This window comes from Aromatoleum evansii (assembly GCF_045689615.1).
Taxonomy (GTDB): Bacteria; Pseudomonadota; Gammaproteobacteria; order Burkholderiales; family Rhodocyclaceae; genus Aromatoleum; species Aromatoleum evansii.
In genome coordinates this window covers 2,251,738-2,264,850 of sequence record NZ_CP141259.1, presented here as the reverse complement: position 1 = coordinate 2,264,850, position 13,113 = coordinate 2,251,738, and the positions used below count along the sequence as shown (strand labels likewise).

10 protein-coding genes are annotated in these 13,113 nt (G+C 68.7%); 5 read left to right on the top strand and 5 right to left on the bottom strand.

Annotation, left to right across the window (positions count from 1 at the left end; all coding sequences use genetic code 11):
* The first annotated feature begins 122 nt into the window (after positions 1-122).
* The 5 genes from U5817_RS10595 (at position 123) to U5817_RS10575 (ending at position 6,228) form a co-directional block, all read left to right on the top strand.
* On the top strand, positions 123-1,370 hold the full coding sequence (locus U5817_RS10595; RefSeq protein WP_407280702.1) for an ROK family transcriptional regulator: 1,248 nt from the start codon (positions 123-125) through the stop codon (positions 1,368-1,370).
* The gene (locus U5817_RS10590) at positions 1,360-2,907 is read left to right on the top strand and encodes a sugar ABC transporter ATP-binding protein (protein ID WP_407280701.1); all 1,548 of its coding nucleotides are present in this window, start codon (positions 1,360-1,362) and stop codon (positions 2,905-2,907) included. Before U5817_RS10595 ends, U5817_RS10590 begins: the two co-directional genes overlap by 11 nt.
* 129 nt (positions 2,908-3,036) lie before the next feature.
* Entirely contained in the window at positions 3,037-4,065 is a 1,029-nt protein-coding gene (locus U5817_RS10585) for an ABC transporter permease subunit (RefSeq protein WP_407280700.1), read from the top strand.
* Between the two features lie 99 nt (positions 4,066-4,164).
* Positions 4,165-5,097 carry an ABC transporter substrate-binding protein gene (locus U5817_RS10580; RefSeq protein ID WP_169133051.1) on the top strand — a complete coding sequence of 311 codons (933 nt, stop codon included), beginning with the start codon at positions 4,165-4,167 and terminating at the stop codon, positions 5,095-5,097.
* A 201-nt stretch (positions 5,098-5,298) separates the two neighbouring features.
* Positions 5,299-6,228 (top strand): carbohydrate kinase family protein, encoded by a 930-nt coding sequence (locus U5817_RS10575; RefSeq protein WP_407280699.1) that lies wholly within the window; start codon positions 5,299-5,301, stop codon positions 6,226-6,228.
* 30 nt (positions 6,229-6,258) lie between these two features.
* Here U5817_RS10575 and U5817_RS10570 read toward each other — a convergent pair whose 3' ends face one another.
* The 5 genes from U5817_RS10570 to zwf form a co-directional block, all read right to left on the bottom strand.
* Complete coding sequence (locus U5817_RS10570; protein ID WP_407280698.1) at positions 6,259-7,581, bottom strand: amidohydrolase family protein; 1,323 nt, start codon at positions 7,579-7,581, stop codon at positions 6,259-6,261.
* A 322-nt stretch (positions 7,582-7,903) separates the two neighbouring features.
* The gene (gene pgi / locus U5817_RS10565) at positions 7,904-9,541 is read right to left on the bottom strand and encodes a glucose-6-phosphate isomerase (RefSeq protein WP_407281052.1); all 1,638 of its coding nucleotides are present in this window, start codon (positions 9,539-9,541) and stop codon (positions 7,904-7,906) included.
* Between the two features lie 2 nt (positions 9,542-9,543).
* On the bottom strand, positions 9,544-10,461 hold the full coding sequence (gene hexR / locus U5817_RS10560; protein ID WP_211167259.1) for a transcriptional regulator HexR: 918 nt from the start codon (positions 10,459-10,461) through the stop codon (positions 9,544-9,546).
* Between the two features lie 75 nt (positions 10,462-10,536).
* Positions 10,537-11,274, bottom strand: a complete 738-nt coding sequence (gene pgl / locus U5817_RS10555; RefSeq protein WP_407280697.1) for a 6-phosphogluconolactonase — start codon at positions 11,272-11,274, stop codon at positions 10,537-10,539.
* Between the two features lie 2 nt (positions 11,275-11,276).
* The gene (gene zwf / locus U5817_RS10550; protein ID WP_407281050.1) at positions 11,277-12,692 is read right to left on the bottom strand and encodes a glucose-6-phosphate dehydrogenase; all 1,416 of its coding nucleotides are present in this window, start codon (positions 12,690-12,692) and stop codon (positions 11,277-11,279) included.
* Between the last annotated feature and the right edge of the window lie 421 nt (positions 12,693-13,113).

Here is a 13,113-nt window from a genome sequence, read left to right as displayed (position 1 = left end):
GTCGGGCCCTCCGCCCGGGTAAGAAGTTCTCCTTGACAACCGGCCTTTCACGGCATTTAATAAACCAACTTGATTTATTAATAAACAAACACCGCCAAAGAGCGGGGTCGAAGGAGACGAGCATGGCAACTGCCCAGATCGGCCGCGGCCGCAACTCCGTGCGGCTGCGGCGCTACAACGAACGCCTGCTGCTGCAGGTGTTGCGCCGTTCCGGGGAGGCCTCGAAGGCCGACCTTGCGCGCCGCACCCACCTGACCAGCACGGCCATCGGCAGCATCATCCAGTCGCTCGAGGCGAGCGAGCTGATCGTGTATACGGGCCGCCGCACCGAAGGCCAGCGCGGCCAGCCGGCGACGCTGATCGACCTGAACCCGAAGGGGGCCTTCGGCATCGGCGTGCGCCTCGACCGCGACACGATCGAGACCGCGCTGCTCGACTTCGGCGGCCAGATCCTCGCCCGCCGCGTGCACGACCGCATCCTGCCCTCCCCCGACGAGACGCTGAAGCTGGTGCAGGCCGACATCGAGGAAGTGCTGAAGGCGATCACGCCGGAGGAGCGCGAGCGCCTGACCGGCATCGGTGTCGCCCAGCCTTTCAACCTCGGCGCGTGGCTGCGCGAGTTGAACCTACCGAACGAGGACTTCCGCGCGTGGGACGAGGTCGATTTCGCCTTCGAGCTGGGCGAGGCGACCGGCCTGCCGGTGTTCAGCGAGAACGACGGCAACGCGGCGGCGATCGCGGAGCTGTTCTACGGCTGCGGACGCGAGTTCGACGACTTCCTGTATCTCTTCATGGGGCCGGTGATCGGCTGCGGCGTCGCGCTCAACGGCGACTGCCTGCGCGGCGTCACCGGCAACGCGGGCGACATCGCGGTGATGCCGGTGCCGCCCAGCCGCCTCGCCTCGGCGCAGGCGCCCGCGCACAAGTGGGACATGCTGCTGTCGCGCGCCTCGCTCAACGCACTGGGCCGCCACCTGCGCCACATGGGTGCCGACGTCACGAGCCACGCCGACCTGGAGCGCCACATCCGCGCCCATCACCCGGCGGTCGAGGAGTGGGTCGAGGACTGCATCGACGCGCTCGCCCCGGCCGTGCGCTCGGCGCTGTGCATGCTGGACGTGCCGGTAGTGGTGTTCGACGCGGACGTCGATGGCGGCCTGATCGACCTCCTGCAGCGCCGCCTCGCCAAGGCACTGGCCGACAACGCGCCCGAGGCGCGCGAGGCCCCCGAGCTGGTGCGTGGCTCCTTCGGTTCCGATGCCGGTGCGGTGGGCGCTGCGAGCCTGCCGATGTTCTTCAGCTTCTCCCCGCGCGCCGAGATCCTCGGCAGCGTGACGCGTTCGATCGAGGATATGCGCGATGCCGACTGATATCACCCCTCGCCCCGTGCTCGAGATGCGCGGCATCTCCAAGACCTTCCCCGGCGTGCGCGCGCTGCGCGACGTGTCGCTGACGCTCTACCCCGGCGAGGTGCATTCGCTGATGGGCGAGAACGGCGCCGGCAAGTCGACGCTGATGAAGATCCTGTCGGGCGCCTACACCGCCGACGAGGGCGGTGAGATCCGCATCGACGGCAAACCCGTGGTCATCGACGGGCCGCTGTCGGCGAAGGCGCTGGGCGTCGCGGTGATCTACCAGGAGCTCACGCTGTGCGCGAGCCTGACGGTGGCCGAGAACATCTACCTCGGGCGCGAACTGCGCCGCGCCGGGCGCATCGACCGCCACGCGATGGAGGCGGGCTGCGCCGGCATCCTCGAACGGCTGGGCGCCTCCTTCGGGCCGCGCGCGCTGGTGAGCGACCTGTCGATCGCCGAGCGCCAGTTGGTCGAGATCGCCCGCGCGATCCACGCCGACGCGCGCATCCTGGTGATGGACGAGCCGACCACGCCGTTGTCGTCGCGCGAGACGGACCGTCTCTTCGAGCTGATCCGCCAGCTGCGCGCAGACGGCCTCGCGATCGTGTACGTGAGCCACCGCATGGCCGAGATCTACGAGCTCTCCGACCGCGTGTCGGTGCTGCGCGACGGCAGCTACGTCGGCACGCTCGACCGCGACGCGCTCTCGGCCGAGGCGCTGGTGCAGATGATGGTGGGCCGCGACCTCTCCGGCTTCTACAAGAAGGACCACAAGCCCTACGAACCGGGCGCGGTGGTGATGGCGGTGCGCAACATGTGCGACGGCAAGCGCGTGCGCAGCTGCGGCTTCGACCTGCACGCGGGCGAGGTGCTGGGCATCGCCGGCCTCGTCGGCGCGGGACGCACGGAACTGGCGCGCCTGATCTTCGGCGCGGACGAGCGCAGCAGCGGCGAACTCGTCGTCGACGGCGTACCGGTGCGGCTGAGGACGCCCCTCGACGCGATTCGCGCGGGCGTCGTGTATCTGACCGAGGACCGCAAGGGCCGCGGCCTGTTCCTCGACATGAGCGTGCGCGACAACATCAACGTGTGCGCGTGTTCCGGCGACGCCCGAACCGGCGGCGTGCTGAACCTCGCGAAGGCGCGTGAACGGGCGAAGGCCGCGATCCGCGACCTCGCGATCCGCGTGCCGAACGCGCGCGTGAATGTCGGCGCGCTCTCCGGCGGCAACCAGCAGAAGGTGCTGCTGTCGCGCCTGCTGGAGATCCGGCCGCGCGTGCTGATCCTCGACGAGCCGACGCGCGGCGTCGACATCGGGGCGAAGTCGGAGATCTACCGGATCATCAACGACCTCGCCAACCGCGGCGTCGGCGTGATCGTGATCTCGAGCGAGCTGCCCGAAGTCGTCGGCACCGCCGACCGCGTGCTGGTGATGCGCGAAGGCGAGCTGGTCGGCGAGCTCGGCGGCTACTCCGGCGCTCCGATCACGCAGGAAGCAATCATCGAATTGGCCACCGGCGCCACCCCCCAGACCCTGCCGCGGGCCGCCTGAGCGCCACCGCCCGGCCGCCCGAAGGTGGCGCTCATCCTCCCCCGGGGAGGATGTCGCGCAGCGACTGGAGGGCAGTGCAGTCAGCGGCCCCACGCACAAGAGCAGGAGCCACACACCATGGAGAAGACAATGAGCAACGCCACCGCCACCGCGGCCACCACGCCCCCCGACAGCCTCGCCGGTTCGCCGCGAGTCCCCGTGCAGGCCACCCCGCGCGAGCGCTTCCAGTCCGTGATGCGCGCCGTCGGCATGCTGCCGGTGCTGATCCTGCTGGCCGCGGGCTTCGGCATCCTCGCGGAGGGTTTCCTGACCGCGCAGAACCTGTCGATCGTCGCGCAGCAGGCCTCGATCAACATCGTGCTGGCAGCCGGCATGACCTTCGTGATCCTCACCGCCGGCATCGATCTGTCGGTGGGCGCCATCCTCGCGGCGGCGGCGGTCGTGTCGGTGATGGCCTCGACCCTGCCGGGCGGCGGCTTCCTCGGCATCGCGGCGGGCCTGCTCGTGGGGCTCGTGTTCGGGCTCATCAACGGCGGGCTCGTCGCCTTCGCGAAGCTGCCGCCCTTCATCGTGACGCTGGGCGCACTGACGGCGGTGCGCGGCGTCGCCCGCCTGCTCGGCGCCGACCAGACCGTGTTCAACCCCGACCTGCCCTTCGCCTTCATCGGCAACGACAATCTGCTGGGCGTGCCCTGGCTGGTGTGGATCGCCGTCGCGGTGATCGCCGGTTCGTGGTTCATCCTGCGCCGCACGGTGCTGGGCCTGCACATCTACTCGGTCGGCAGCAACCCGGAAGCGGCGCGCCTGTCGGGCATCAAGGTGTGGAAGGTGCTGCTCTTCGTGTATGCGATGTCGGGCCTCCTCGCCGGCCTCGGCGCGGTGATGACCTCGGCGCGCCTCCTGGCCGCCAACGGCCTGCAGCTCGGCCAGTCCTACGAGCTCGACGCGATCGCGGCGGTGATCCTCGGCGGCACGAGCTTCGTCGGCGGCGTCGGTTCCATCGTCGGCACGCTGATCGGCGCGCTGATCATCGCAGTGCTGTCGAACGGCCTCGTGCTGCTGGGCGTCTCGGACATCTGGCAATACATCATCAAGGGCCTCGTGATCATCGGCGCCGTCGCGCTGGACCGCTACCGCCAGAGCGGCGCGCGGACCTGAACGCCGCACACCCCTCCCCCCGTTTTCCCATCACGCCACGGCCCGGAATCCGGTCCCGGGTCGCGGCATAAGACAAGATCGGATCCAGGAGACATCCAAATGTTCGTTCGCAAAGCACTCGTTGCCGGCATCGCGCTGGCCTGCGCAACCGGTATCGCCCAGGCGCGCGAGATCAAGTCGGTCGGCGTCACCGTCGGCTCGCTCGGCAACCCCTTCTTCGTCACCATCGCCAAGGGAGCCGAGGCGAAGGTGAAGGAGATGTACCCGAACGCGAAGGTCATCACCGCGTCGGCCGACTACGACCTGAACAAGCAGTTCACGCAGATCGACAACTTCATCTCGGCCGGCGTGGATCTGATCCTGCTCAACGCCGCCGACGCGAAGGCGATCGAGCCGGCCGTGAAGAAGGCACAGAAGGCCGGCATCACCGTCGTCGCGGTGGACGTCGCCGCCGCCGGGGCAGACGCGACGGTGCAGACCGACAACGTCCAGGCCGGTCGCCTCGCGTGCGAACACATCGTGAAGAAGCTCGGCGGCAAGGGCAACGTCGTGATCCAGAACGGGCCACAGGTCTCCGCCGTGGTCGACCGCGTGAAGGGCTGCAAGGAAGTGCTCGCCGCCGCCTCGGGCATCAAGGTGGTCTCCGACGACCAGGACGGCAAGGGCTCGCGCGAAGGCGGCATGAACGTGATGCTGGGCCACCTGACGCGCTTCCAGAAGCTCGACGCTGTGTTCACGATCAACGACCCGCAGGCCATCGGCACCGACCTCGCCGCCCGCCAGCTGAAGCGCAAGGGCATCGTGATCACCTCGGTCGACGGCGCGCCGGACATCGAGACCGCGCTGAAGAACGACACCCAGGTCGAGGCCTCGGCGAGCCAGGATCCGTGGCTGATGGCGCAGCAGGCGGTGGTGATCGGCAACGACATCCTCAACGGCAAGAAGCCCGCGAGCCCGATGGTGCTGATCCCCTCGACGCTGGTCACGCGCGACACCGTCGGCAGCTACAAGGGCTGGTCGTCGCCGCGCTGACGGTTTCTCACGTAGGGCGGGAGAAGCCGAAGGCGCATCCCGCCATGCGGCGGTCAGACGGATACCGACGCGTGGATTGGCGGGATGCGCTTCGCTTCTCCCGCCCTACGAAACCGATCCATCACGACACGCTCCACAGCTCATGCGGTGCCCATCACTTTGCTGCGGTGCCCCCCAACCCCAACGAAACGGTTCCCGATCATGTTCCTGGTATGTGGCGAAGCCCTGTTCGATGTCTTCATCGGTAGCGAGACCGACAATGCCCTGCATCTCGACGCGCGCCCCGGCGGCTCGCCCTTCAATGTCGCCATCGGGCTGGCGCGGCTCGGCCAGCCGGTGGCCTTCCTCAGCGGACTCGCGAAGGACATGCTCGGCGACCGCCTCGCGCGGGTGCTGGCGCGCGAAGGAGTGGACACCCGCCCCTGCCCGCGTTTCGACGCGCCGACCACACTCGGCATGATCGAGCTCGACGCGGCGGGCGTGCCGCGCTATGCGTTCTACGGCAACGGCGCGGCCGACCGCCTGCTCTCGGCGGCCCAGCTCCCCGAGTTCGGTCCCGAACTACAGGCCATCCATCTCGGCTCGTACGCCACGGTGGTCGAACCGGTCGCCAGCGCACTCGAAACGCTGGTGCGCCGCGAGCGCGACCGACGCCTGATCGCCTACGACCCCAACGTGCGCCTCAACGTCGAACCCTCGATCGACCGCTGGCGCGAGCGCGCCGACACCCTGGCGGGCCTCGCGCATCTGGTGAAGATCAGCGACGAGGACGTGCGTCTGCTCTACGGCGAGACGGACGAGGCGGCGCTCGCGCGGCGCTGGCTCGCAGCCGGCGCGAGGCTCGTCGTCGTCACGCGCGGCGCGGACGGCGCGAGCGCCTGGAACGCGAACGGGCGCACCGATGTGCCCGCCCCGCGCGTGACGACCGTCGACACGGTGGGCGCCGGCGACACTTTCCAGTCGTCGATGCTGACCTACCTCGCCGAAGCCGGCCGCCTGAGCCCGGACGCGCTCTCGGCAATGGACGCTGACGAGCTCGCCCGCCTCCTCGCCTTCGCCGCCCGCGCCGCCGCGATCACCTGCTCGCGCCGCGGCGCAGACATGCCGCGGCGGGGGGAACTCGGCGCATAGGCCATCGCGCACACCCGACAGGGCGACGGATCAACGCTCCTGCTCGATCAGGTCCCGCACGACGAACTTCCCGCCCGAGATCACGAGCTCGGGGTATTCGAGCACCTTGAGCCGGTGCAGCGGGTTGCCCCGGACCGCGATCATGTCGGCCGGGGCGCCCGGCACCAGCTGGCCCAGCGGCGCGAGCCCGGCCTGTTCGCCGGCCAGGGCCGTGGCGGCCGACAAGACCTTCTCGGCCGACAGTTGTCCATGGCCGACGTGCACCATCAGCTCGAGCTCTCGGGAATCGATTCCCCACGGCAGCTCCGTATGCGCCATGTCCGTGCCATAGAGCAGCGTTCCACCCTTCTCGACGAAGCGCCGCGCGTTCGCGAACGCGCCGCTGCAGTGCGACAGGGTGTCCAGCGTGCCGACGATTCGCACGCGCGCCTCGACGGCCCGGGCGATCAACGCTTCCGGTAGCGCATCGCACGGCATGTGCGCCCATTCATCCACGCCGGCATCGAGCGCGAGTCGGGCACCTGCCACCCCGCTGAGATGCGCCGAGACGATGCGGCCGCGGCCATGCGCCTGTGCGACGACGGTTTTCACGACCTCTGCACTCGGCAAGGGCCAGGGCGGCAGCGTGCCTGCTTCATGCATGCTCCACGGTGCTCCGGCCGAGCCGCCCGGTTCCAGGGCGATCTTTATCACCGACGCCCCCGCTTCGACGATGTGATCGACGACCCGCCGCGCCTGCGCCGCATCCGCGACCTCCACGGCAAGTGCCGCGGCACCGTGACCATGCCCAGCCCCGCTCTTGCCCTGACCGAACACGGGGATCGGGTAACCGCCGGGCGCGGTAATGATCGGCCCCGCGCTCAGGTGCCGGAGGCTGCCATCTCCGCCGCTGACGGGCTTCGGCGGACCGCCCAGATCCCGGACGGAGGTGATTCCATGCCGCAGCACCGTCGAAAAGGACACGTCCTGGGCGGCGAGGTGTCCGTGAAGGTCGATGAAACCGGGAAGGAGCGTCGCACCGGGCAAGGGCAGCCGTCCTTCGGCGGGCAGCGCATCGACCGGGCCGACGGCAACAATCCGACCGCCGCTCACTGCGACGCCGTGGCCCTCGCGCATGTTCCGCCCATCGAAGAGGCGATCGGGAATCAGGACGTAGGAATCGGCGACCCGGTCGGCCGCTCTGCCCGCCTCCCGGGCGAGTCGCGGATCGGGAGCCTTACTGACGCAGGCCGCGAGCGCCACGGAGGCGGCCACCAGCGTCGGCCACAGCATGCGCCTGAGGTACGACGAACGGAACACGATCCGACTCCCATGCCGAAACATTGAAGCCGGAATGAGGAAGATGCGCAGCATCTGAGCCTCCTTTGCGTTCCCGATGGGGAAACGCGCGAGCCCGCCTCCGACGACGGGAAACTGCGACCGGGCCGATCTACACCTTGGGTGATTTCCCCCAAAAACCCCCCGGTGTGTTCAACATAGGCGATCTCCAAGCGCAATCAAGCGAAACTGCGCATGCAAGTCGGCTATGCACCGGACCCACCGCAGGGGCGAACGCCGCCACGCCACCGGCTACCGCCAGATGAAGCGCCACGGCATGATCCCGCCCAATCAGGCGCATGTGTGCCGGGGCGCGTCGGTCCCGGCGCGCGCCCAGGCTTCGCGAGGCTGTGGACCCTCAGCCTGCGGCGCGTACCGCCGCGATCAGCCCTTCCGTCGACGCATCGTGCTCGCTGCGCGCCCCGCCGGCTAGTTCGCCGGCGATGCGCGTCGCGATCTGCTTGCCCAGCTCCACGCCCCACTGGTCGAAGGCGTTGACGCCCCAGATCACGCTCTGCACGAACACCTTGTGTTCGTAGAGGGCGATCAGCGCGCCGAGCGCCCGCGGCGAGAGATCGGGCAGCAGCAGCGTGTTGCTCGGGCGGTTGCCGGGGAAGACGCGGTGCGGCACCTGTGCTTCCAGCGCGTCGCCCGACAGGCCGCCGGCGGAAAGTTCGGTGCGCACCTCGTCGGCCGTCTTGCCGACCATCAGGGCCTTGCTCTGCGCGATGCAGTTCGCCAGCAGCAGGCGATGGTGTTCGGCCAGAGCGTGGCTCGCCTTCAGTGGCGCGATGAAGTCGACCGGGATCAGGTCCGTGCCCTGGTGCAGGAGCTGGAAGAAGGCGTGCTGGCCGTTGGTGCCGGGCTCGCCCCAGATCACCGGGCAGGTCGCGGTCTCGACCGGCTTGCCGTCGCGCGTGACCGACTTGCCGTTGCTTTCCATCTCGAGCTGCTGCAGGTAGGCCGGCACCCGGCCAAGTGCCTGAGCATAGGGCGCGATCGAGATGCTCGCCGCGCCGAAGAAGGCGCGGTACCACACGCCCAGCAGGCCCAGCACGACCGGCATGTTGGCTTCGAGCGGCGCCTCGGCGAAGTGGCGGTCCATCGCATGCGCGCCGTCGAGCAGCGCCGCGAAGTTGTCGCGGCCGACGTAGAGCGCGATCGGCAGGCCCACGGCCGACCACATCGAGTAGCGCCCGCCGACCCAGTCCCAGAAGCCGAACATGTTGGCGGTGTCGATGCCGAAGGCGGCGACGCGCTCGGCGTTGGTGGACACGGCGACGAAGTGCTTCGCGACATCCGCCTCGCTGCCGCCGTTGGCGAGGAACCACGCGCGCGCGCTGGCGGCGTTGGTCATCGTCTCGATGGTCGTGAAGGTCTTGGAGGCGATGATGAACAGCGTGCGCGCGGGCTTCACTTTCGCCAGCACGCCGGCAAGGTGGTCGCCGTCGATGTTCGAGACGAAGTGCATCGTCAGACGCTCGTGGCCGCATGCGGCGAGCGCCTGGCAGGCCATCGCGGGACCGAGGTCGGAGCCGCCGATGCCGATGTTGACGATGTCGGTGATCGTTTCGCGCGTGAAACCGCGCCAGCGGCCATCGCGCACGCCCTCGGCGAAGTCGCCCATGCGTGCGAGGACCTCCCGCACGGCGGGCATCACGTCGCGGCCATCGACTTCGACCGGCGCGTCGCCGCGATTGCGCAGCGCGACGTGCAGCACGGCGCGGTCTTCGGTGGTGTTGATGCGCTTGCCGGAGAACATCGCGGCGCGCGCCGCTTCGAGGCCGCGGTCGCGCGCGAGCGCGGCGAGCAGCTCCAGCGTGCGCGGCACGATGCGGTTCTTCGAGTAGTCGAGGAAGAGGTCCGCAGCACGCAGCGAGAAGCGCTCGAAGCGGCCTGCGTCGGCGGCGAAGAGATCGCGCAGATGCCGCTCGCCGAGTTCGTCGCGATGCGCGGCAAGCGCGCGCCAGGCGGAGGAGTTCGTCAGGGAATTCATGGTCACGCTTCGAATCCGCGAATGCGCTTGTCGCGCAGGGTCTGCTTGGTGCGCTCGAGGCGCTTGATGAGTTCGGGGCCGCTCGCGAGCGCGACGCTCACCGACAGCACGTCGATGATCGCCAGATGCGCGATGCGCGAGGTCATCGGGGCATAGACGTCGGGATCTTCCGGCACGTCGGCGGCGAGCAGCACGCTCGCGGTGCGGGCGAGCGGCGAGCCGCTGGCGGTGATCGCGATCACTTCGGCGCCGGCCTCGCGTGCCAGTTCGCAGGCGCGGATGATCTCGGGCGTCCGTCCGCTCGCGGAGATCGCGACGACGACGTCGCCCTCCTCCAGCAAGGTCGCGGCCATGCCCTGGGTGTGCGGATCGCTGTAGGCGACCGACGGGATGCCGAAACGGAAGAATTTGTGTTGCGCATCGGAGGCGACGATACCGGAATTGCCGATGCCGTAGAACTCCATGCGCCCGGCGCGCGTGACGAGCTCCACCGCGCGTTCGAGGCGCCCGGCGTCGAGCTGGTTGCGCACGCTCATCAACGCGCCGATGGTGCGATTGAAGACCTTGGGCGCGACTTCGTCGAGCGAGTCGTCGGGGCCGACGTCGCGATGCACGTAGGGCACGCCGCTCGCGAGGCTCTGCGCGAGGCGCAGCTTGAATTCCTTGAAGCCGGTGAAGCCGAGCGCATTGACGAAGCGCGCCACGGTCGGCTGGCTGACGCCCACACGGTAGGCGACCTCGGCGATCGAGATGTTGAGCACCTCGTTCGGATGGTCGAGCACGAATGTCGCGACGGCGCGTTCGGACTTGCGCAGCTCGTCGAAGGACGCCTCGATGCGGGCGAGCAACGGACTCGCCTGGCGGGCGCCCGTCTCGGCAGGGGCTTCGCCGGGCGATTGGATGATCGGTTGGTTTTCCATTTCAGTAGCCTGGTTCCAGTGTTGCGCGGCTTCGTGTGCCGCTGCCTCGGATCGGAAGACTAGCCCATCCGCATGTCACGTGGAGGAGCAGAAGAATACATGCATCGGGGTACGCCGTTGTCGCAGAAGTGTGGCGATCGGAAAACTTTCGTTTCCGGCGGCCGCAGCCTCGATCACTTTGCGCTTCACCGCGCCGGCGATCGGCAGCAGGATCCGGCGTGCATCGAGCAGCGCGGAGACTCCCAGCGTCATGCGCGCGTGCGGCGCGGCGGGCGGGACGGTCGCCGCGAGCGCGGGACCGCCCTCCGATAACAGCTCGCCCAGCCGCGGAATGCCGGGGAAGATCGACGCGAAATGCCCGTCGTCCCCCATGCCCAGCACGACGACATCGAAGGGCCGTCGAATCTCGTCGAGCCGGGCCGCGCATGCGGCCAGCCCGTCGCCGGGCGAGTTCTCGCCGCCATACAGCGGCACGAAGCGCGCCTCGGCGGCCGGCCCCTGCAGCAGGTTCGCGATCACGAGGCCGGCGTTGCTGTCGGGATGGTCGGCCGGCACCCAGCGCTCGTCGGCGAGCGTGACGGTGACGTGCGACCAGTCGAGCTTGCGCTGCCCCAACGCACGCAGGAAGGGAATCGGGCTGCGGCCACCGGAGACGACGAGGCTCGCGCGCCCCCGCTGGCCGATGGCGTGGCGCAGCATCGCGGCGACGCGGTCGGCGAGCGCCGCGGACATCGTCGCCGTGTCGGGAAAAAGGTCCTGCGCGACGTGGCGCGGGAGACCGAGGGCGTAGTCCAGTTCCATTGCGACTTCCATGCTCAGGAGTCCTGCAGCCAGGCGAGACCGTCGCGCCCGACCAGCGCGCTCGACGCAGCCGGGCCCCAGGTGCCCGCGGTGTAGGGCCGCGGCGGCGTCGTGTCCTGCTCCCAGCCTTCGAGGATGGGCTCGATCCAGCGCCACGCGGCGTCGAGTTCGTCGCGACGCATGAAGAGCGTGAGCTTGCCGCGGATCACGTCCATCAGCAGGCGCTCGTAGGCGTCCCACTGGCGGCCGTGGTAGGTCTCCGCGAAGTCGAGGTTGAGCGCGACCGGGCGCAGGCGCATCTCGTCGCCGGGCACCTTGGCCATCAGGTGCAGCTCCAGGCCCTCGTCGGGCTGCAGGCGGATCACCAGGCGGTTCGGTGCGCGCTCGCCGGAGAGCGAGGGGAACAGCGCGTGCGGCACGTCACGGAAGTTCACCACGATCTCGGCGAGCCGCTCCTGCATGCGCTTGCCGGTGCGCAGGTAGAAGGGCACGCCGGCCCAGCGCCAGTTGTTGAGTTCGGCCTTCAGCGCGACGAAGGTCTCGGTGCGGCTGCCAGCGGGGATGCCCGGCTCCTCGAGGTAGGCTGGCACCGGACGGCCCTCGACCGCGCCGGCGCGGTACTGCCCGCGCACGGTGCGGGTGGCGACGTCCTCGGGCGTCATCGGGCGCAGCGCGCGCAGCACCTTGAGCTTCTCGTCGCGCATCGCGTCGGGGTCGATGCTCGCGGGCGGTTCCATCGCGACGATGCACAGGAGCTGCAGGAGGTGGTTCTGCACCATGTCGCGCAGCGCGCCGGTGTTGTCGTAGAACTCGCCGCGCCCTTCGACGCCGACGGTCTCGGCCAGCGTGATCTGCACATCGCGCACGCAGCCACGGCTCCACAGGGGTTCGAACAGCGTGTTGCCGAAGCGCAGCGCAATCAGGTTCTGCACCGTCTCCTTGCCGAGATAGTGGTCGATCCGATAGATCTGTTCTTCCTTGAAGATCGCACCGACCTGTTCGTTGATTTGCCGTGCGGAGGCGAGGTCGCGGCCGAGCGGCTTTTCCAGCACGACGCGGCTGTCGGGCGTGACGAGACCGGCGGCGCCGAGGTTTTCACAGATCGACGCGAACAGGCTGGGGGCGGTCGCAAGATAGAACACGCGCACGCGCGCGGGATTGTCGGCGAGCGTGGCGCCCAGGCGCTCGAAGTCGCCCGCCTCGCGGGCATCGACTCGCACGTAATCGAGCGTGGCTGCGAAGGCCGCCCACGCGCTGTCGTCGAAATCGCGCGCGGCGACGAACTTGCGCGCCGCGGCTTCCACCTTCGCGACATATGCCTCGCGCGAGAGCTCCTCGCGCCCGACGCCGACGATGCGCCAGCGCGCGGTGTCGCCGCCGGCGACGCTATCGCGGTGACGGTAATACAGCGCCGGGAGCAGCTTGCGCATCGCGAGATCGCCGCTGCCTCCGAACAGGATCAGGTCGAACGCTTCAAGAGGGATCAATTTTTTGCCTCGTCCATGTGTTCTTGTGGGGCCGTCGCCTTTCCGGGACTGCGGGAACGCGTCGGTAGTAAATCTACAGACCATTAAAGTAGGAAAAATGTAGCAAGTCAACACAAAATTTCTCAACCCGACTTCGCTCCCGTACGGGGCGCAGCTCCGCATCCTTCAAGGCATTTGCCCATTAAACCTCAGTTCAAAGCGCTTCTGATTTCTGGCGAAATCGATCAGCCGGACTACAAGTTTTCACTTTTTCTACAAAAATGGGCTTGCATTTCTACATGTAGCAAATCTACACTTGTGTCAAAGCAAGTCGCCATGACCCTCGCTGAGACAAGAAGGCGACGCCACGACACAAAGGAGGCAG